At 64.6% G+C, this 18,226-nt stretch carries 19 protein-coding genes; 12 read left to right on the forward strand and 7 right to left on the reverse strand.

The genetic code is table 11. The features are described 5' to 3' along the window. The first annotated feature begins 176 nt into the window (after positions 1-176). The 3 genes from E8F06_RS12770 to E8F06_RS12780 all read left to right on the forward strand — a co-directional run bounded on the left by E8F06_RS12770 (position 177) and on the right by E8F06_RS12780 (position 3,692). Positions 177-1,085, forward strand: coding sequence for a TIGR01777 family oxidoreductase (locus tag E8F06_RS12770; protein ID WP_280367649.1), 909 nt, complete (start codon positions 177-179; stop codon positions 1,083-1,085). Further along, positions 1,085-2,113 carry a ferrochelatase gene (hemH, locus tag E8F06_RS12775; RefSeq protein ID WP_280367650.1) on the forward strand — a complete coding sequence of 343 codons (1,029 nt, stop codon included), beginning with the start codon at positions 1,085-1,087 and terminating at the stop codon, positions 2,111-2,113. Before E8F06_RS12770 ends, hemH begins: the two co-directional genes overlap by 1 nt. 211 nt (positions 2,114-2,324) lie before the next feature. Then, positions 2,325-3,692 carry an MFS transporter gene (locus tag E8F06_RS12780; protein ID WP_280367653.1) on the forward strand — a complete coding sequence of 456 codons (1,368 nt, stop codon included), beginning with the start codon at positions 2,325-2,327 and terminating at the stop codon, positions 3,690-3,692. Positions 3,693-3,838: 146 nt separating this feature from the next. Here the strand turns inward: E8F06_RS12780 and E8F06_RS12785 are convergent, their stop codons facing one another. Together E8F06_RS12785 and upp are read right to left on the reverse strand one after the other, a co-directional pair. Continuing rightward, positions 3,839-5,116, reverse strand: coding sequence for a uracil-xanthine permease family protein (locus tag E8F06_RS12785; protein WP_280367656.1), 1,278 nt, complete (start codon positions 5,114-5,116; stop codon positions 3,839-3,841). Between the two features lie 3 nt (positions 5,117-5,119). After that, on the reverse strand, positions 5,120-5,758 hold the full coding sequence (upp, locus tag E8F06_RS12790; protein WP_028629936.1) for a uracil phosphoribosyltransferase: 639 nt from the start codon (positions 5,756-5,758) through the stop codon (positions 5,120-5,122). 279 nt (positions 5,759-6,037) lie between these two features. Between upp and E8F06_RS12795 the strand changes: the two genes are divergently transcribed. Continuing rightward, positions 6,038-6,595 (forward strand): hypoxanthine-guanine phosphoribosyltransferase, encoded by a 558-nt coding sequence (locus E8F06_RS12795; RefSeq protein WP_280367658.1) that lies wholly within the window; start codon positions 6,038-6,040, stop codon positions 6,593-6,595. A gap of 3 nt (positions 6,596-6,598) precedes the next feature. Further along, on the forward strand, positions 6,599-7,072 hold the full coding sequence (locus E8F06_RS12800; RefSeq protein WP_280367660.1) for a WbuC family cupin fold metalloprotein: 474 nt from the start codon (positions 6,599-6,601) through the stop codon (positions 7,070-7,072). Here the strand turns inward: E8F06_RS12800 and dauA are convergent. Then, positions 7,039-8,793 carry a C4-dicarboxylic acid transporter DauA gene (dauA, locus tag E8F06_RS12805; RefSeq protein ID WP_280367661.1) on the reverse strand — a complete coding sequence of 585 codons (1,755 nt, stop codon included), beginning with the start codon at positions 8,791-8,793 and terminating at the stop codon, positions 7,039-7,041. The two genes, E8F06_RS12800 and dauA, sit on opposite strands and share 34 nt — an antisense overlap. Positions 8,794-8,922: 129 nt before the next feature. Between dauA and E8F06_RS12810 the strand changes: the two genes are divergently transcribed. Further along, positions 8,923-9,411 (forward strand): hypothetical protein, encoded by a 489-nt coding sequence (locus E8F06_RS12810; RefSeq protein ID WP_280367663.1) that lies wholly within the window; start codon positions 8,923-8,925, stop codon positions 9,409-9,411. Positions 9,412-9,475: 64 nt separating this feature from the next. Continuing rightward, a complete protein-coding gene (locus tag E8F06_RS12815; protein WP_280367665.1) occupies positions 9,476-9,763 on the forward strand; it encodes a PA4642 family protein in 288 nt (95 codons plus the stop codon). Between the two features lie 330 nt (positions 9,764-10,093). Here E8F06_RS12815 and mqo read toward each other — a convergent pair whose 3' ends face one another. Next, a complete protein-coding gene (gene mqo, locus E8F06_RS12820) occupies positions 10,094-11,611 on the reverse strand; it encodes a malate dehydrogenase (quinone) (RefSeq protein ID WP_280367666.1) in 1,518 nt (505 codons plus the stop codon). 352 nt (positions 11,612-11,963) lie between these two features. After that, positions 11,964-12,197, reverse strand: coding sequence for a hypothetical protein (locus E8F06_RS12825; protein WP_280367667.1), 234 nt, complete (start codon positions 12,195-12,197; stop codon positions 11,964-11,966). A 174-nt stretch (positions 12,198-12,371) separates the two neighbouring features. Between E8F06_RS12825 and E8F06_RS12830 the strand changes: the two genes are divergently transcribed. Together E8F06_RS12830 and E8F06_RS12835 are read left to right on the forward strand one after the other, a co-directional pair. Then, positions 12,372-12,956, forward strand: a complete 585-nt coding sequence (locus E8F06_RS12830; RefSeq protein WP_280367668.1) for a YajG family lipoprotein — start codon at positions 12,372-12,374, stop codon at positions 12,954-12,956. Between the two features lie 205 nt (positions 12,957-13,161). Next, a complete protein-coding gene (locus E8F06_RS12835; RefSeq protein WP_280367671.1) occupies positions 13,162-13,446 on the forward strand; it encodes a hypothetical protein in 285 nt (94 codons plus the stop codon). A gap of 64 nt (positions 13,447-13,510) precedes the next feature. On the opposite strand, the gene E8F06_RS12840 is transcribed toward E8F06_RS12835, so the two are convergent. Continuing rightward, the gene (locus E8F06_RS12840; protein ID WP_280367674.1) at positions 13,511-14,674 is read right to left on the reverse strand and encodes a 1-acyl-sn-glycerol-3-phosphate acyltransferase; all 1,164 of its coding nucleotides are present in this window, start codon (positions 14,672-14,674) and stop codon (positions 13,511-13,513) included. A gap of 104 nt (positions 14,675-14,778) precedes the next feature. Here E8F06_RS12840 and E8F06_RS12845 point away from each other — a divergent pair, with 104 nt between their 5' ends. Genes E8F06_RS12845 through E8F06_RS12855 form a run of 3 tightly spaced genes read left to right on the forward strand, consistent with a single transcriptional unit; the run spans position 14,779 to position 15,860 of the window. Next, the gene (locus E8F06_RS12845) at positions 14,779-14,961 is read left to right on the forward strand and encodes a CPXCG motif-containing cysteine-rich protein (protein WP_280367676.1); all 183 of its coding nucleotides are present in this window, start codon (positions 14,779-14,781) and stop codon (positions 14,959-14,961) included. After that, positions 14,961-15,221: a DUF2007 domain-containing protein gene (locus E8F06_RS12850; protein ID WP_190830670.1), complete on the forward strand. Its 261-nt coding sequence runs from the start codon at positions 14,961-14,963 to the stop codon at positions 15,219-15,221. The genes E8F06_RS12845 and E8F06_RS12850 overlap by 1 nt, the downstream gene beginning before the upstream one ends. A gap of 24 nt (positions 15,222-15,245) precedes the next feature. Beyond that, the gene (locus E8F06_RS12855) at positions 15,246-15,860 is read left to right on the forward strand and encodes an SOS response-associated peptidase (RefSeq protein ID WP_280367679.1); all 615 of its coding nucleotides are present in this window, start codon (positions 15,246-15,248) and stop codon (positions 15,858-15,860) included. A 135-nt stretch (positions 15,861-15,995) separates the two neighbouring features. Here E8F06_RS12855 and E8F06_RS12860 read toward each other — a convergent pair whose 3' ends face one another. Further along, positions 15,996-18,131, reverse strand: coding sequence for a methyl-accepting chemotaxis protein (locus tag E8F06_RS12860; protein WP_280367681.1), 2,136 nt, complete (start codon positions 18,129-18,131; stop codon positions 15,996-15,998). Positions 18,132-18,226 lie beyond the last annotated feature (95 nt).

Genomic DNA, 18,226 nt, shown 5'->3' on the forward strand with positions numbered 1-18,226 from the left:
CTTCAGGCTACGCTTTAGACAAGACCTGTACAACTTTCAAGCGCTGTACAGGTTGATCGGTTCCAATCGCGGACTTCTGAATTTCTGACGGTGCGTGGCCCGATCCGGGGCACGTCGGAACGTCATAAACCAGACTAGGGCGATATCCGCACTTAGCGCCATGCGAGGAGGATGCCATGCACATATTGCTGACCGGCGGTACTGGTCTGATCGGTCGGGCACTCTGCCAACGCTGGCTGGCGGATGGGCATCAGCTTACCGTGCTGAGTCGCCGGCCGCAGAGCGTGGCCAGCCTGTGCGGTCGTACGGTGCGTGGTATCGGACAGTTTTCCGACTATGGCGAAGAACCGCTGGACGCCGTCATCAATCTGGCCGGCGAACCCATTGCCGAACGGCCCTGGAGCAACAAGCGCAAAGCACAACTCTGGGGCAGTCGCATCACGCTCACGGAGCAGCTCCTGGAATGGCTGGGAAAGCGCGACCAGATGCCGCAGGTGCTGCTCAACGGCTCGGCGGTTGGCTGGTATGGCGATGGGGGCGAGCGGGAGCTGACCGAAGACTCCTCGCCCATCACCGATGACTTTGCCAGCCAGCTCTGCGTAGCCTGGGAAGAGACCGCGCAACGTGCCGAAGCCCTTGGCATCCGCGTGGTGCTGGTACGCACCGGTCTGGTGCTGGCGCACGATGGTGGTTTCCTCAAACGCCTGGTGCCGCCTTTCCGCCTGGGGCTGGGCGGCCCGCTCGGCAATGGCCGCCAGTGGATGCCCTGGGTGCACCTGCACGATCAAATCGCCCTGATGGATTTTCTCTTGCGGCGGACCGATGCGCGGGGTCCCTATAATGCGTGCTCGCCGCAACCGGTCCGCAACCGCGACTTCGCCCACAGCCTTGGGCGCGCGCTGGGGCGACCGGCCTTCATGCCGGCGCCGGCCTTCGTCCTGCGTCTGCTGCTGGGCGAGCTGTCCGGCCTGTTGCTGGGGGGCCAGCGCGCGGTGCCGTCCCGCCTGAGGGCGGCGGGTTTCACCTTTGCATTCACCGATCTGGACATGGCGCTCGGCGACCTGCTGAAGCCTAAGGATGTTTGATGACTGATCACGCGCTGTTGCTGGTCAACCTGGGTTCCCCTGCTTCCACCAAGGTGGAGGATGTGCGGAGCTATCTCGACCAGTTCCTCATGGACCCTTATGTGGTCGACCTGCCCTGGCCGCTTCGGCGCCTGCTGGTCTCGCTGATCCTGATCAAGCGCCCGGCGCAGTCGGCCCACGCCTATTCGTCCATCTGGTGGCCGAAGGGCTCGCCGCTGATCGTGCTCAGCCGTGAGTTGCAGGACGCCATCGCTCCCCATTGGCCCCATGGTCCGGTGGAGCTGGCGATGCGCTACGGCCAACCCTCTATCGAAAGCGCGTTGCGCAAGTTGGCTGCGCAGGGCGTCAAACGCGTGACCCTGGCGCCGCTTTATCCACAGTTCGCCGACAGCACCACCACCACGGCTATCGAAGAAGCTCGCCGGGTGATCCGCGAGCAAGGCTTGAAGCTGGAGGTATCGGTGCTGCCCCCTTTCTTCGCCGAAGCGGATTACCTGGAAGCCCTGGTGGCCAGCGCCAAGCCTTACCTGGACCAGGGCTTCGACCACCTGCTGCTGAGCTTCCACGGCCTGCCCGAGCGGCACATCCGCAAGCTGGTGAAGGACATCGATCCGCAGCACGACCTGCGTGCTCCGGACAGCAGTGGCGTCAGCGACGAGGTCCTTGCGGTCTGCTACCGCAGCCAGTGCCAGCGCACTGCGGAAGCCTTCGCCGAGCGCGCGGGCCTGCAGCCTGGCCAATGGTCGGTGTCCTTCCAGTCGCGCCTGGGCAAGGACAAGTGGATCGAGCCCTATACCGAAACCCGTCTGGATGAACTGGCGAAGCAGGGCGTGAAGAAGCTGCTGGTGATGTGCCCGGCCTTCGTTGCCGACTGCATCGAGACCCTGGAGGAGATCGGCCAGCGCGGCAGCGAACAGTTCCAGGAAGCCGGTGGCCAGGAGCTGGTGCTGGTGCCCTGCATGAACAGCCATCCGCAGTGGGTGTCGGCCCTGGTGAAACTGTGCGAAACCGCGGTGCGGCCTCTCTGAGCCCTTCCATGTAGGAGTGAGCCGGTGCTCCATCGCGAGCAGAGCTCGCTCCTACGATCTCCTCCTGAGGTAGTCATTAGCCGAAGGGCACGGATCGCATTCAGCCCGCCTATATGGCGCCTTCCTCGGTATTCAGGCTGTCCATGGCCACCTAAGCTGGAATCTCCCTTCCACCGTCGTGCGCCGCACCGGCGGCGCCGAGGAGAGCCCAGTGCAGAACAAGAACAACGGCTATCCCTCGAGTCTGAGTGCCTGGACCACCGTCGCCATCCTGATGGTGGCGTACGTGCTGTCCTTCATCGACAGGCAGATTCTCAACTTGCTGGTGGAGCCCATCCGCCGCGACCTGGTCATCAGCGATACGCAGATGAGCCTGCTGATGGGCCTCTCCTTCGCGCTTTTCTATACGGTCTGCGGCATTCCGCTCGGGCGCCTGGCCGATACCCGTAGCCGGCGTGGGCTGATCGCCGTGGGGGTGCTGTTCTGGAGCGCCGCCACCGCCGCCTGTGGCATGGCCAGGCTCTACTGGCAATTCCTGCTCTGCCGCATCGGTGTCGGCGTGGGCGAGGCGGCGCTGTCGCCGGCAGCCTATTCGTTGATCGCCGACAGCTTTCCCAAGGAACGTCGCGCCACAGCCATCAGCGTCTATTCCATGGGTGTTTATCTCGGCTCCGGGCTGGCCTTCCTGCTGGGCGGACTGGTGATCAAATTCGCCTCGGCGCAGGGCGATGTGCATCTGCCGTTGCTGGGCGAGGTACGACCCTGGCAACTGATCTTCCTGGCCCTCGGCGCCGCTGGTGCGCTCTTCACCCTGCTGATGCTGGCGGTGCGGGAGCCGCAACGACGCGGCGTCGGCGCTGGCGTGGTGGTGCCCCTCGCGGAGGTTGGCCGTTACCTGCACAGCAATCGGCGCACCGTGGTCTGCCATAACTTCGGCTTCGCCGGTCTGGCCTTCGCCGGCTACGGCAGTGCAGCCTGGATTCCTACCTTCTATATCCGCACACATGGCTGGGATGCCGGTCAGGTCGGCGTGATCTACGGCAGCCTGGTGGCGGTGTTCGGTTGCCTAGGCATTGTCTTCGGCGGGCGCCTGGCGGACTGGATGGCCAAGCACGGCCGGACCGATGCCAACATGCGTGTCGGCCTGTTCGCCGCTTTGGGCGCGCTGCCGCTGGTGGTGCTGTTTCCGCTGCTGGACGATTCGTTCTGGGTCACGGTACTGATGGCGCCCACGGTGTTCTGCCTGAGTATGCCCTTCGGTGTGGCGCCGGCTGCGATCCAGGAGATCATGCCCAACGCCATGCGCGGCCAGGCTTCGGCCATCTACCTGTTCGTCATCACCCTGATCGGCCTGGGCTTCGGTCCCACCGCAGTCGCCTTGGTGACCGACTATGTATTCGCTGACGACAAGGCCCTGCGCTATTCGCTGGTGATCGTTACCACCATTGCGGTGGCCAGCTCGGTGCTGCTGCTGTGGGCCGGGCTCAAACCCTATCGTGAAAGCCTCAAGCGGTTGCAGCAGTGGGGGATGGAGTCACAGGACGACAGCCTGCTCCGCGAGGCACAACCCTCCACGTAGGATGGGTCGGGCGGCGTTCCGCGAGGAACGAAACCCATCACTCCGACTTGATGGGTTTCGCTCCGCTCTACCCATCCTACGGGAATCCCTGAACGGCAAAGCGCTATGTAAAAGCCCGCATTTGCGGGGCTTTTTGGGGATCGGCCTCAGATATGCGGCGCGTCGTCCGCGCTTTGATGCTTCCAGGTCTGGTGCCCCGGAAGGATCAGGTTCAGCGCGATCGCGACGATGGCGCAAAGGGCGATGCCTTTCAGGCCGAAGTCGTCCTGGCCGGTGCCGGTGCCCACCAGCATGCCGCCGATGCCAAATACCAGGGTCACGGAAACCATCACCAGGTTGCGGGCTTCGGCCAGGTCCACCTGGTGGCGGATCATGGTGTTCAGGCCGACCGCGGCGATGGAGCCGAACAGCAGGCAGAGGATGCCGCCCATGACCGGAACCGGGATGCTCTGCAGGATGGCGCCGAACTTGCCGATGAAGGCCAGGCCGATGGCGAAGGCGGCGGCCCAGGTCATGATCTTCGGGTTGTAGTTCTTGGTCAGCATTACCGCGCCGGTCACTTCGGCATAGGTGGTGTTCGGCGGGCCGCCGAACAGACCGGCGGCCGAAGTGGCCAGGCCGTCGCCCAGCAGGGTGCGGTGCAGGCCGGGCGTTTTCAGGTAATTGCGGCCGGTCACGCTGCCCACGGCAATTACACCGCCGATGTGTTCGATGGCCGGAGCCAGCGCCACCGGGACGATGAACAGGATGGCCTGCAGGTTGAACTCGGGGGCGGTGAAGTTCGGCAGTTCCAACCAGGGGGCGGCGGCGATCTTCGCGGTATCCACCACGCCGAACCAGAACGACAGGGCAAAGCCGACGAGTACGCCGGAGATGATCGGCACCAGGCGGAAGATGCCCTTGCCGAATACGGCGACGACCAAGGTGGTCAGCAGCGCCGGCATGGAGATCCACATGGCGGTGGCGTAGGGGATCAGCTCGGCACCGTCACCGCCCTTGCCCATGGCCATGTTGGCAGCGATGGGGGCCATGGCCAGGCCGATGGAGATCACCACCGGGCCGATCACCACCGGCGGCAGCAGGCGGTCGATGAAGCCGGTGCCTTTGATCTTCACGGCCAGACCAAGGAAGGTGTAGACGAAGCCCGCCGCCACCACCCCGCCCATGGTCGCGGCCAGGCCGAACTGGCCCTTGGCGAGGATAATCGGGGTGATGAAGGCGAAGCTGGACGCCAGGAACACCGGCACCTGGCGGCCGGTGACCAGTTGGAAAAGCAGGGTGCCGAGACCTGCGGTGAAGAGCGCTACGTTCGGGTCCAGTCCGGTGATCAGCGGCATCAGCACCAGCGCGCCGAAAGCCACGAAGAGCATCTGCGCGCCGGAGATGACCTGGCGCCAGAGCGGGTCCTTGAATTCGTCGCTCATCGATCAGTTTTCCTTCTGCTTGGTGCCGAAGATCTTGTCGCCGGCATCCCCGAGGCCCGGAATGATGTAGCCGTGCTCGTTGAGCTTCTGATCGATGGACGCAGTGAAGATCATCACGTCCGGGTGGGCATCGTTGACCACCTTGATGCCTTCCGGCGCGGCGACCAGCACCATGGCGCGGATTTCCTTGCAGCCGGCGCGCTTGAGCAGGTCGATGGTGGCAACCATGGAACCGCCGGTGGCGAGCATCGGGTCGATGATCAGCGCCAGGCGCTCGTCGATCTCCGGCGCCAGTTTTTCCAGGTAGGTGTGGGCTTCCAGGGTTTCTTCGTTGCGGGCTACGCCCACGGCGCTGACCTTGGCGCCGGGGATCAGGCTGAGGACGCCGTCGAGCATGCCGATGCCAGCACGGAGGATGGGCACCACGGTGATCTTCTTGCCGGCGATCTTCTCGACCTGCACGGTGCCGGCCCAGCCCTGGATTTCGTAGTTTTCCAGGGGCAGGTCATTGGTCGCTTCGTAAGTCAGCAGGGCGCCGACTTCCTGTGCCAGTTCGCGGAAGTTCTTGGTGCTGATGTCGGCGCGACGCATCAGGCCGAGCTTGTGGCGGATCAGCGGATGGCGGATCTCACGGATGGGCATGGGAAGGTTCTCCGGCGGGCTGGCAAAAAAATTGCGTTAGCTTAATCCATTGATTACAGGCTGTGCTGCACTGACTGGTGGGTCCGCGGCACTGATGTCGCGGTCACGCAAGGAACTGTCACACGCGGCGGCAGCCTGCTGCAGTATGGTCGACGCTCGTCCGTCGGGGCTTGCTCAGGGGCAGGCGGATGAGTACCTTTGCCGACTTTTATCTTGACGACCTGCTCAAGTTTTAACCGGGAACTGCGCATGTTCCCCGCTGAATCCAGAGGAATTGCCATGTCCGCCGATCTCGCACACATCCGCCAGGTAAGGGCCGAAGCCGATTGCCTGTACACCGACGCCCAGGTCGAGGCCGCCATTTCCCAGGTTGCCGAAGCCATCAACGGCGAACTGGCCGAGCGCAACCCGGTGGTTTTCTGCGTCATGAACGGCGGCCTGATCTTCGCCGGCAAGCTGCTGCCCAAGCTGGACTTCCCGCTGGAGCTGTCCTACCTGCACGCCACCCGCTACCGCAATGAAACCAGCGGCGGCGAGCTGTTCTGGAAGGCCAAGCCGGAAATTTCCTTCATCGACCGCGATGTCCTGATCATCGACGACATCCTCGACGAGGGGCACACCCTGGCTGCCATCATCGACTTCTGCAAACACGCGGGCGCCGCCAACGTGCACACCGCCGTGCTGATCGACAAGACCCACGACCGCAAGGCCCGCCCGGACCTGAAGGCCAACTACGTGGGCCTGCCCTGCGAAGACCGCTACATCTTCGGCTACGGCATGGACTACAAGGGCTACTGGCGCAACGCCGCGGGCATCTTCGCGGTCAAGGGACTCTAAGCCATGAGCTCGCCGCGTTTCCTCGATCAGGCCTTGTTCGCTGAACTGGCCGAGAAGTCAGCGGCGAGCCCGCGCAAACGCCAGCACCACAACTTCCACGCCATGGAAGAGCCCTGCCATCGCATGGCGGTGGGGCTGCAACCCGGAACCTACATCCCGCCGCACCGTCACCTGTCCGCCGACAAGGCGGAAAGCCTGCTGGTGATCAAGGGACGCCTGGGCCTGTTGATCTTCGACGAAGACGGCAAGGTGATCGACCAGCGTGAACTCGTGGCAGCTGGTGACTGCGTTGGCGTCGACGTGCCACCGGGGGTTTTCCACGCGCTGGTGGTGCTGGAACCGGACACCATCCTGTTCGAATGCAAGGCGGGCCCTTATCGTCCGGTGGGCGAAGGTGAATTGCCCGCCTGGTCACCCCGCGAGGGTGAAGCAGGCGTGGCGGATTACCTGGCCTGGATGACCTCGCTGTTCAACTGAGACTCGTCAGGCTCCAGCCATCGCAACGCCTTGGCGCGGGCCTGTTCCAGGGTTTTTACGTAGGCCAATCGGCCCGTCTCCCGATGCACGCCGGCGCGGCGCAGCTTCAGCCGCACCCTGGGTGACGTACCCACCAGCACCAGGCCGACGCCCTGTCGGCCGTAGTCGTGCAGCAGGTTTTCCAGTGCCGCCAGCGCCGTCATGTCCAGCATGGGCACGGCACTCATCTCGACGATCACCACCTTCACTTCCGGGTTGAAGCGGCGCAGTACGCTCAGGGCCTTCTCTGCCGCACCGAAGAACAGCGGCCCGCGAATGGCGTAGGCCAGCACCTGTTCGGGCAGCTCGCTCAGCGCCTCATGGAAGTGGCGGGGCAGGGGCGCGGCGTCGGTCAGGTCGCTCATGCGCTTGATGAACAGGCCGGCCGCCAGCAACAGGCCGACCCCCACCGCCAGCACCATGTCGAACAGCACGGTCAGCACCAGGCAGGTGAGCAGGACCAGCACATCGTTGCGCGGTGCGATGCGCAGGGTGTGCACCACGTGCCGTGCCTCGCTCATGTTCCAGGCCACCATCAGCAGCAGCGCCGCCAGGGCCGCCATCGGCAGGTAGCTGAACAGCGGTGCGAGCAGCAGCATCGCCAGCAGCACTACGCCGGCGTGGATGATGGCGGCGATGGGCGAACGGGCCCCGGCGCGTACGTTGGCGGCACTACGGGCAATGGCGGCGGTGGCGGTGATGCCGCCGAACAGCGGGGCGACCAGGTTGCCCAGGCCCTGCCCGAGCAGTTCGGCATTGGGGTCGTGTCGGGTGCCTGCCATGCCGTCGGCCACCACGGCGCAGAGCAGCGACTCGATGGCGCCGAGCATGGCGATGGCGAAGGCCGGTGCCAGCAGCTGGCGGATCAGCTCGAACGACAGGCCCAGTGGCTGGCCGTCCGGCCCCGGTAGCTGCCAGGGCCAGGCGAAGGTGGGCAGGAAGGGTGGGATACCGGGATGGCTGACGCCGTCGACCACATAACTGAAGCGCTCGCCCAGCGTGGCCACGGGCAGGCCCAGCACCTCCAGCATCAGGCCGAGCAGTGCGCCGAGGGCCAGCGCCACCAGGTGGCCCGGTACCTTGGGTACCAGGCGCGGCCAGATCACCAGCACCGCGAAGCAGGCAATGGCCACCAGGGTATCGCCCAGGTGTGTGGTCGGCAGCGCCTGGGCCAGCAGGTACAACTGGTCCACGTAGTTCTGCGGCGTATGGGCCAACTGCAGGCCGAGCAGATCCTTGATTTGCAGGGTGGCGATGACGATGCCGATGCCGGCGGTGAAGCCGAGCGTCACCGGATAGGGGATGAACTGGATCAGCCGCCCTAGCCGCGCGAGGCCCATGGCAATGAGGATCAGCCCCGCCATCAGCGTGCAGAGCAGCAGGCCGCCGAGGCCGAACTGCTGGGTGATGGGTAGCAGGATCACCACGAAGGCCGCAGTGGGGCCGGAAATGTTGAAGCGCGAACCGCCGGTGAGGGCGATTAGCGGCGCCGCCAGCAGCACCGTGTAGAGACCATGCTGCGGCGCCACGCCGACGGCGATGGCAAGCGCCATGGCCAGGGGGATGGCGATGATGCCGACGGTCACCCCGGCGGCCAGGTCGCCACGCAGGTTCGCCAGGCTGTAGCCCTCGCGCAGGGATTGGCGCAGGGCGGCGAAAACAGGGGGGAGGTATGCGGACATGGCGGCTCCTTCGCGGCAACCCGCCGAGTATAGGGCGGGACGGCGGCGCGCAGGACTGACCTGAGTCGTATGCCAGAGCGCCCCGGGGCCGTGCTAGAGTGCTGCGCTCCCTCGCTGTTGGAGCTTTCGATGTCCGCCCCCCTGCGCTTTGGCGCTGCTCTCCTGCTGATCCTCTGCCTGCCCGCAGGCGCCGCTGAAAACACCCCCATGCATGCGCAGTTCCTGCCACCGGACGACCTGTCGCTGCGCCAGGAACAGCCTGAGCTGCAACAGCTGATCCAGATCACCGAGTACGCGGTAGTGCTGGGTAGCCAGCGCCAGTCCAACCAGCAACCGATTCCCATCACCTCGCCCGCTGTGGTGCGGCTGAAGGGCAAACCGCTGAGCAAGGGCGCCGACGTGCGACAGGTGGTGATCCAGTTCGACGGCGAAGGCAAGAGCCTGAAGAAGCCCAGCTACGACCCGCAGACCCGTATCCTCAGCCTGAACTACCCGATGGCGCAGTACGCGGCGGTACTCGACTTGCTGCGCAATGGGCCGGTCTACTGCCAGTTCCTCAGCTATCCCAATGGCCATGTCTGGGCCGACCTGCACAGCGGTGCGGTACGCCCGCGTTGAGCGTGGGGGCCGGGCGGGGGTAAACTGCCCGCCCCCGAGATACCCGGCCCGAGAGATGTGAGCGATGCGTAAAGACAAGAAGCAGGTGATTGGCGAAGAAATCTCCGATGACTCGATCAAGCTGTTCCTCTCGGTCGAGCCGGCCGACTCCACGCCGCCTTCGCTGCACAAGCTGATCAAGGCCTATCGCGGCCTGCGTATCGACGATTTCGAGCGCTTCGTCGGCTTCTTCATCGAGGCCGGTTTCGACCTCAACGCCAAGGATGAAAACGGCAACGACTTCATCGCCCTGATCCAGGATCAGCGCATGGCCGAGCCCTATATCGAAGTGATCAAGGCCGCGCGCGGCTGATCCCTTCCGCTGTTGAAAAAGCCCGCCATTGAGCGGGCTTTTTCATGGGCGCGGACACAATTCACAGGGGTGGCCCTAGAGCCGTAGGATGGGTGGAGCGGAGCGATACCCATGCGGACAAGGCTGATGGGTATCGCAAGCTCGCGGAACGCCGCCCGCCCCACTCTACGTCGCTGACAAAAACCCTCCGTAGAGCGGGCTTTTTCATTGGCGCGGACAAAATTCACGGACACGAGCGTTCGCGAGCAGAGCTCGCTCCCACAAAAAGCGCTGCCTCAGGCAATAAAAAACCGCCCCGAAGGGCGGTTTCTTTCAGCTCAACGCTGGGACTCAGGCGATGCTCTGGGTCGCAGTGTTGACGCTGGTCAGGCCCAGGGCCGCGTCGGAACGGGCGCTGATGTCGCGGTACAGGGCCGCGTCGCTTTCCAGGGCCTTTTCGCGGGCCGGGAAGATTTCCTTCAGCTTGGTCGTCCACTGCTCGGAACGGGCCTGCTCGGCGAAGCAGCGCTCGATCAGGTTGAGCATGATGGAGACGGTCACCGAAGCACCCGGGGAAGCACCCAGCAGTGCGGCGATGCTGCCGTCTTCGGAGGAGACCAGTTCGGTGCCGAACTGCAGGACGCCGCCCTTTTTGTTGTCCTTCTTGATGATCTGCACGCGCTGGCCGGCCACTTCCAGGCGCCAGTCGGCCGGGTCGAGGTCCGGGTAGAACTTGCGCAGGGCATCCAGGCGCTGATCCTGGGACTGCATCACTTCCTTGATCAGGTAGCGAGTCAGGTCCATGTTGTCGCGAGCCACGGAGAGCATCGGCAGGAGGTTGCTCGGGCGGACCGAAAGCGGCAGGTCCATGAAGGAACCGTGCTTCAGGAACTTGGTGGTGAAACCGGCATAGGGTCCGAACAGCAGGGACTTCTTGCCATCGACCACGCGGGTGTCCAGGTGCGGCACGGACATCGGCGGGGCACCGACTTCAGCCTGGCTGTAGACCTTGGCCTGGTGCTGCTTGACCACTTCGGGGTTGTCGCAGCGCAGCCACTGGCCGCTGACCGGGAAGCCGCCGAAGCCCTTGCCCTCGTCAATGCCGGAAAGCTGCAGCAGCGGCAGCGCGCCGCCGCCAGCGCCGAGGAACACGAAGCGTGCGGATACTTCGCGACTGGCGCCGCTCTGGGTGTTCTTGATGCTGACTTTCCAGCCGCTGTCGGTGCGGTTGAGGTCGGTGACCTTCTGGAAGTAGCTGACGCGAGTGCCCTGCAGGCTTTCGAGATACTGCAGCAGCTGATTGGTGACCGCGCCGAAGTTGACGTCGGTGCCGTTCATGGCGCGGGTCGCGGCGATCTTCTCGGACGCATCGCGTCCTTTCATCATCAGCGGCGTCCATTTGGCCATGGTGGCGCGGTCTTCGGTGTATTCCATCTCGCTGAAGGCGTGGTGCTGACTGAGCAGCTCGAAGCGCTTCTTGAGGAAGGCGGTGTCCTTGTCGCCGCGCACGAAGGAGAGGTGCGGGACAGCATTGATGAAGGTCTTGGGCGAGCCGAACGCGCTCTTGCCGCTCATGTAGGCCCAGAACTGCTTGGAAACCTCGAACTGGGCGTTGATGTTGACGGCCTTCTTGATGTCGATGGAGCCATCGGCCGCCTGGGGCGTGTAGTTCAGTTCGCAGAGGCCCGCATGACCGGTACCTGCGTTGTTCCAGGGGTTGGAGCTTTCGATCGCCCCCGACTCCCGGAGTTCTGCGATCTCCAGCTTGATGCCGGGATCGAGCTCTTTAAGCAGTACCGCTAGCGTAGCGCTCATGATGCCGGCCCCGACCAGCAACACGTCCACTGCTTCGTAATCGTTTTGCGCCATTTGCTCGCCACTCTCTCGTGAAGTAGTGAAAAACCGTCATCTCACGCTCTTTTGGAGACGTGAACCTCAAAAGATTCGCCTGCTCCCGGACAAGCCGCTTCCGTCTGCACGCGCGTTGCCACGCGTGCGTCCCTGCAACAAACGTTTGCAATACGGGCGGAAGGATGCGGCAAGCCAACGAGTGGCAGCGCGAAAAGTGGACGGCTCTCTGTGGGGCTGTGCGGATGCCCAAGCTGGCGCGAGGTGCGGTGTTGCGAGGCCCGATCAGGAGACGACCTTATAATCGGGGGGCGATTATAACGATGAAATGGGGCGAATAGGGCGCTTGGTGTGACTTTTCTTCTTCCGCCGGTCAGGCTGCCAACGCGCGGCGGCGCGAAGATTGTCCGACGACCGGTGCGACGCGAGCGCTGGCGGGGAGGGGCTGGTCGAGCCAGGCAAGGCTGGCTTCGCTGACTTCGACCCAATTGCCGCTGGCCGGACGGTCGATTCCCTGGTGCAGGCCACGGCAGATCCCGGTTTGATCCACCAGCGCGAAGCTGCGGCGTTGCGGGCGGCGGGCGAACAGGGACCAGAAGAGGATCATCGGGGCTACTCCAATAGGGCAAAGCCTTTATCCCATGGGGGCGTGACAGGGGCATGACAGGAACCGCGCATGCGGATGGCGGTCTGATATTGCATGGGGCTGGCGCACTGTCAGTACCCGGGTCGGCTGGTTATACTGCCGGCCGTTTTGCTTTCATTCCTGGAGAGAAAAAGCATGCTGACTCGCTCGTTGCTTGGCCTGCTGGCCGCCCTCAGCCTGACCCTCGTCGGCTGTGCCCTCAGCCCGCAGCAACTCAGCCCGCAACCCAAACTCACCGGCCCGCTGACTCCGGTTGGCCAGGGCCAGCCGGTGGTGGTGCGCGTCGCCGACGGTCGTCCGTCTCCGGTGCTCGGCACCCGTGGCGGCATCTACGCCGATACCAGCGCCATCAGCGTCCAGGGCCAGGACATCCTGCCGCGCCTGCAGGCTGAAGCCGAGGCCGCCGTGCGCCTGCTGGGCTTCACCCCGTCGCCCAACGCCTACAACGCGCCGCAGCTGACCCTGACCCTGGCCGACCTGAAGTACCAGTCGCCCAAGGAAACCTACGTGACCGAGGCCAACATCAGCGCCAGCTTCCGTGTCGATGTGCAGAACAGCGCCCGTCGTTACAGCGGCAAGTACGGTGCTTCGCTGAACCAGCGCTTCGGCACCGCGCCGAACCAGCAGACCAACACCAAGCTGGTGAGCGATGTGCTGAGCGATGCCCTGACCCGCGCCTTCAAGGATCCGACCATCGGTCAGGTCCTGTCCCAGCAGTAAGCGGACGCCAAGCGAGAAAGCCCGGCCATGTGCCGGGCTTTTTCGTTTCCGGCCGGACAGCGGCGGCATTCGTCGGAACGTCCATCAGCGAAGCCGCCGGTTCGGTAAACTTTGCGCCATCCCGAGAACCGCCCGGAATCAGGGTGGACTGTTCCTTGTCTTGCAGGTTGCGTGCACGGCTGCACCCCCTGAAGCGGAGTTTGAGATGTCGCTGCAGGCGCTTTGGGCCATGTTTCTGGCCCACCCCGCCCAGGTCGTGAATGGCCTGGCCCTGTTCTTTGCATGTGCTGGTGCCTGGGTGCTGCTGGCTACCCGTTGGCGCGAGCAGCGCTCCATCGCCCGTCTGGCCGCCGAAAGCGAGCTGGAAGGGGTGGGCGGCCCCACCGTCCAGGATGAGTCGGCGCAGCGCCTGAATCGCTTCTTCTATGCCTTCGGCTACTTCAGCCTGGCCGTGGCCCTCGGCGTCTCCTGGGCCAGTACCCAGGTCTGAGCCCGCAATGAAAAACGGCGACCTTCGGGTCGCCGTTTTCTTTTGTGCCGAGCCTTGATGCGAATCAGAGCGGCAGCCCGGCCTTGATCCGGTACTGGTTGCGCACCGGGGTGGCGTACTGCTGGATCAGGTACGGGCGCTGTACCTCCGGGCAGGCGCCCAGGCGCTTCTGCCACTCGGCCTGGGCGCGGGCCAGTTCATCCTCGCCGAATACCTCGGCCGCCGTCGGCACGCGCAGTTCGGGATCGCGTTCGCTCCACATGGCGTAAGCCAGGTAATGCACGGGGAACAGCCGGTAGCCACCGAGGATCTGCTTGTCGATTTCCTGGGCCAGCTGCTTGGCGTCTTCGCTGGCGCTGCCGATCTCGCTGCCGAAGGCGATGTGCACACGGCCCTTGTAGCCGGTGATGCCCAGGGCAATGCTCGCGTCGTCCTCACCTGGCGCCTTGGCGTAGCTGCCGGTGCTGGCGCGGACCTGCAGCTCGCGGGCCTTGGCCTGGTCGCAGGGATCGTACTCGTAGCTGATGGACACCGGGATCAGGTGCAGGTCGCGGATCACCTGTGGGAAAGGTTCGTCCTTGCGGCTCATGTGGAACATCTTGAGGATCGCCGAATCGGTGCGATCGTCACCGTCCTTGGCGCGGCCTTCGGCCTGGGCGATCCAGATCGACTGGCCGTCCTTGCAGATCGAGTGGTTGATATAGGCCGACAGCAATTGGAAGGCCGCCAGCTTCTCGCGGCGGCCGGCCAGGTTGCGGTGCACGATGAAACTCTTGTTCAGGCGCATCAGATCGCTGACGAAGGGCTTCTGCAGCAGGTTGTCGCCGATGGCGATGCGCGGTGTCGGCAGGCCGGCGTGGTACACGGCGTAGTTGACGAAGGCCGGGTCCATCACGATGTCGCGGTGATTGGCCAGGAACAGGTAGGCGGTGCCCGGCTTCAGGCGTTCCACACCCGAGTAGGTCACGCCGTCGGTGGCGCGCTCGATGGTGTTGTCCACATAGGGCTCGATGCGGTCCTGCAGCGCGGCGACGGAATCGATGCTGGCGAACTCGCGACGCAGCCGATGAGCTATAACAGGCTTGAGGAGCCAGCCCAGCGGCCCCGCCAGCTTCGGGAAACGATAGCGGGTGAGGGTGCCGAGGAAAGCGTCGTCGGCGAACAGGCGCGAAAGCACCGTCGAGACCTCGGCATCGTCATAGGGTCGGATGGCTTCAAATTCGCCCATTGGTCACTCTTGTTCTGGAATCGGCTGGGTGTAGGTGGAGGCCCCGCAGCACGGAGCCTGAAGTAGACCGGCGATTATACAGGCAAGTCACACGGGAGGCGGGGATGCTGGAAACAGAGGGCTATCAATGCCCCTACTGCGGCGAGCCGGCCGAGGCCGTGCTTGACCTTTCCGGTGGCGACCAGCAGTACATCGAAGACTGCCCGGTGTGTTGCCGGCCCATCCTGTTCCTGCTCTGGACCGATGGCCGGGCGTGGAATCTGGAGGTTCGTCGGGAGGATGACTGATGCGGCGCATCTATGAGCCCAGGGACCTGATCGAAGCGGAATTGCTCATGGGCATGCTGGCCAGCGAAGGCGTGGAGGCATACCTGGCCGGCGGCCATCTGCTGGGCGGCATCGGGGAGCTGCCGGTGTTCGGACTGCTCGGCCTGCTGGTCGAAGACGAGGACGCCGAACGCGCCAGAGGGCTGATCGCCGCGTACAATGCCGCGCAACCCCTGGCGGGCGAGGAGCCCGACAGTTACCCCGGCACTCTGCTCTGCTGATCCCCGACCCGAACTGGCTGCCCAATGTCTGGACGCTTCGCCCTGTTCCGCTGGACGCCCACGCTGGCGGCCCTTCCCGGATTCCCCGCCGATCACCAGCCGCACTGGAACCTTGCGCCGGGCGGCCGGGTGCTGATGCTGCGCGAGCTGGACGGGCAGCGCCGCGCTGACCTGGCCCGCTGGGGGCTTACCCCGGCCTGGCTCACTGACCTGTCAAAGACTCCTGCTCACGCCCGTGCCGAAACCCTGGCCGACCAGCCTATGTTCCGCGAAGCCTTCCGTTCGCGGCGCTGCCTGATCCTGGCCAACGGCTTCTATGAATGGCGCGGCGTGCGCAAGCGGCCCTACTGGATCAGCGCCGAGGGCGGGACCCTCTACATGGCCGGACTCTGGGAAGCCTACCCGGTGGGGGATATGGAATACCTCAGCCTGGCCATGGTCACCCGGCCGGTCGCCGACATGCGCCGCCCGCTGGTGCTGGACGAAGAGGCACAGCGCCTCTGGCTCGCCGCCAACTCGACGCCGATGCAATTGCTCGAACTGCTGACCAATCCCGGTCCTCAATTGCGCGAACGCGCCCTGGCCACCCTGGTGAACGATCCCAAGCTCGACGGGCCCGAGTGTCTGACGCCGGCCTGAGGCTGTAGGGGCGAATTCATTCGCCAAGGGCAGCTCGGCTGCCCCCCACGGAGCCAGCAGGGCAGACCTTCGGCCTGCTTGGCGATTGAAATCGCCCCTACAAAAGAACAAGCCCCTCGTGAGAGGGGCTTGTTCTTAGACCTTGAACTGATTGATCAACCGCCGCTGTTGCTCGGCCAGTTTGGTCAGTTCCGCACTGGCCTGGGAGGCCTCGTCGGCGCCGCCGGCGACCTCGTTGGCCACCTGGCCGATGTTGATCACGTTGCGGTTGATGTCCTCGGCCACCGCGCTCTGTTCCTCGGCGGCGCTGGCGATCTGGGTGTTCATGTCGTTGATCACCGATACCGCCTGGGTGATGGACTCCAGCGCATGGGCGGCCTCGTTGGCGTGCTGCACGCTGGTGTCGGTCTTGTCCTGGCTGTCCTGCATCACCTTCACCACTTCGCGGGTGCCGTGCTGCAGTTGCTGGATCATGGTCTGGATTTCTTCGGTGGCCTGCTGGGTCTTCTGCGCCAGGTTGCGCACCTCGTCCGCCACCACCGCGAAGCCGCGGCCCTGCTCGCCAGCGCGCGCCGCCTCGATGGCCGCGTTCAGCGCCAGCAGGTTGGTCTGTTCGGCGATACCGCGAATGGCCACCAGGATGGCGTTGATGTTCTCGCTGTCCTTGGCCAGGGTCTGCACCACGCCCACGGCGCGGCCGATCTCGGTGGCCAGGGCGCTGATGGCTTCGGCGGTGCTGTGGACGATGCGCTTGCCGTGGTTGGCCGCCTGGTCGGCGTGGCTGGCCGCTTCCGCCGCGTGGGTGGCGTTGCGCGCCACGTCCTGGGCTGTGGCTGTCATCTCGTGGACGGCGGTGGCCACCAGTTCGATTTCGGCCAACTGCCTCTGCACGCCCTGGTTGGTGCGGATGGCGATGTCGGCAGTGTGCTCGGAGGAGTCGCTGACCTTCTGCACCGAGGTCACCACCTGGCTGATCATCGACTGGAGCTTGCTGAGGAAGGTGTTGAAGCCGCCGGCGATGGCGCCCATCTCGTCAGCGCGGTTGTTGTGCAGGCGCTGGGTCAGGTCGCCGTCGCCCTTGGCGATGTCGTCGAGCATGCCGACCATCTGACGCAGCGGACGGGCGATGCCGTAGCCGACGAACCAGATCACCAGCAGGCCGAGACCGGCGATCAGCAGGCCCACCAGGGTCATGCCGAAGATGTCGGCGTCGCGCTGGGCGGCCAGATCCGTCTGCAGCTGTTTGAGTTCGCCATACACGGCTGTCTGCGGCAGTTGCAGGAACAGTGTCCAGCGCACCCCGGTGTCGGCGATGGTGAAGGGCATCAGCAGTTGGATCTGCTCACCGTCGGTGCTGAAGACGGGCTTGCCATCGGACAGGCTCGCCAGTTGCCTGATTGCCTCGCCCGGAATGGCCGTGTCGGCCGGTTCACCCAGCTTGCTGGCATCCTTGGTGAAAGCGACCAGGCGGCCATTGGCGGAGATCAGCGCCAGTTCGCCTGCGCCATCGTAAAGCTGGCGGTCGGCGTTACGCAGCAGGTCCTGGATGAAGTCCAGCGACAAGTCGGCGCCCACCGAACCGCGGAACTGGCCATCGACCAGGATGGGGGCGTTGAACGAGGACATCATGACCATCTTTCCGCCCATCTCGTAGGGCGCCGGGTCGACGATGCAGGGGCGGCGTGTTTCCTTCGGGCACAGGTAGTACTCGCCCTCGCGGATGCCGGTGGCCAGTTTTTTCTCGCTTTCCAGTGTGTCGCCCATGGGCTCGACGGTCAGGCTGCCGTCGGCCTTGCGGTACCACCAGGGCATGAAGCGTCCATCCTGGCTGAAGCCTTCGGCGTTGCGCCCGGCGTACTCGCTGTCACTTCCAGCGAAGGCGTTGGGCTCCCAGGCGGCGAAGGCATCCAGCAGTTTCGGGTTGTCCGTCACGGTGGCACGAAGCAACTGCGACATTTCTTCGCGCACCAGGCCCAGTTCCGGTTGCCCGTCGGCGCCGGTCTGGCCCATCAGGCGGTTGGTGCTGGCAAGGCCCTTCACCACGGTCAGCGGATACTCCAGTTCGCGCTGAATCTGGCTGACCTGGGAGTGCGCGAGCGCCACGAGGCGTTCCTTGATGCCCTGTTCGAGCAGCGCCTGGGTGCGTTGCTGCACCAGTTCCTGGGTGCGGGCGCCGGAAAACAGCGCGTAGAGCACCAGGGCGGCAACCACCGCCAGCACGCTGGCCCCTGCCAGGGCTGCGATGGAGAACTGAATGGACCTGAACTTCATGTGGGCTCCGAAAAAGCAAATTCACCGTGAATCTGTATATCGGCCGCACTGTGAAATTTCCTAAGTCGCCGATGCAGATAAAAGCGTCGCCGGCT

It is taken from the genome of Pseudomonas sp. BN411 (genome assembly GCF_029871235.1).
Taxonomy (GTDB): domain Bacteria; phylum Pseudomonadota; class Gammaproteobacteria; order Pseudomonadales; family Pseudomonadaceae; genus Metapseudomonas.

Coding starts and splice junctions, on each gene's coding strand:
- E8F06_RS12815 (WP_280367665.1), top strand. CDS start 9,476: ATGCGTAAAGACAAGAAGCAGGTGATTGGCGAAGAAATCTCCGATGAC.
- E8F06_RS12795 (WP_280367658.1), top strand. CDS start 6,038: ATGTCCGCCGATCTCGCACACATCCGCCAGGTAAGGGCCGAAGCCGAT.
- E8F06_RS12845 (WP_280367676.1), top strand. CDS start 14,779: ATGCTGGAAACAGAGGGCTATCAATGCCCCTACTGCGGCGAGCCGGCC.
- E8F06_RS12825 (WP_280367667.1), bottom strand. CDS start 12,197: ATGATCCTCTTCTGGTCCCTGTTCGCCCGCCGCCCGCAACGCCGCAGC.
- E8F06_RS12850 (WP_190830670.1), top strand. CDS start 14,961: ATGCGGCGCATCTATGAGCCCAGGGACCTGATCGAAGCGGAATTGCTC.
- E8F06_RS12785 (WP_280367656.1), bottom strand. CDS start 5,116: ATGAGCGACGAATTCAAGGACCCGCTCTGGCGCCAGGTCATCTCCGGC.
- E8F06_RS12835 (WP_280367671.1), top strand. CDS start 13,162: ATGTCGCTGCAGGCGCTTTGGGCCATGTTTCTGGCCCACCCCGCCCAG.
- E8F06_RS12860 (WP_280367681.1), bottom strand. CDS start 18,131: ATGAAGTTCAGGTCCATTCAGTTCTCCATCGCAGCCCTGGCAGGGGCC.
- upp (WP_028629936.1), bottom strand. CDS start 5,758: ATGCCCATCCGTGAGATCCGCCATCCGCTGATCCGCCACAAGCTCGGC.
- dauA (WP_280367661.1), bottom strand. CDS start 8,793: ATGTCCGCATACCTCCCCCCTGTTTTCGCCGCCCTGCGCCAATCCCTG.
- E8F06_RS12800 (WP_280367660.1), top strand. CDS start 6,599: ATGAGCTCGCCGCGTTTCCTCGATCAGGCCTTGTTCGCTGAACTGGCC.
- E8F06_RS12830 (WP_280367668.1), top strand. CDS start 12,372: ATGCTGACTCGCTCGTTGCTTGGCCTGCTGGCCGCCCTCAGCCTGACC.
- mqo (WP_280367666.1), bottom strand. CDS start 11,611: ATGGCGCAAAACGATTACGAAGCAGTGGACGTGTTGCTGGTCGGGGCC.
- E8F06_RS12810 (WP_280367663.1), top strand. CDS start 8,923: ATGTCCGCCCCCCTGCGCTTTGGCGCTGCTCTCCTGCTGATCCTCTGC.
- hemH (WP_280367650.1), top strand. CDS start 1,085: ATGACTGATCACGCGCTGTTGCTGGTCAACCTGGGTTCCCCTGCTTCC.
- E8F06_RS12855 (WP_280367679.1), top strand. CDS start 15,246: ATGTCTGGACGCTTCGCCCTGTTCCGCTGGACGCCCACGCTGGCGGCC.
- E8F06_RS12840 (WP_280367674.1), bottom strand. CDS start 14,674: ATGGGCGAATTTGAAGCCATCCGACCCTATGACGATGCCGAGGTCTCG.
- E8F06_RS12770 (WP_280367649.1), top strand. CDS start 177: ATGCACATATTGCTGACCGGCGGTACTGGTCTGATCGGTCGGGCACTC.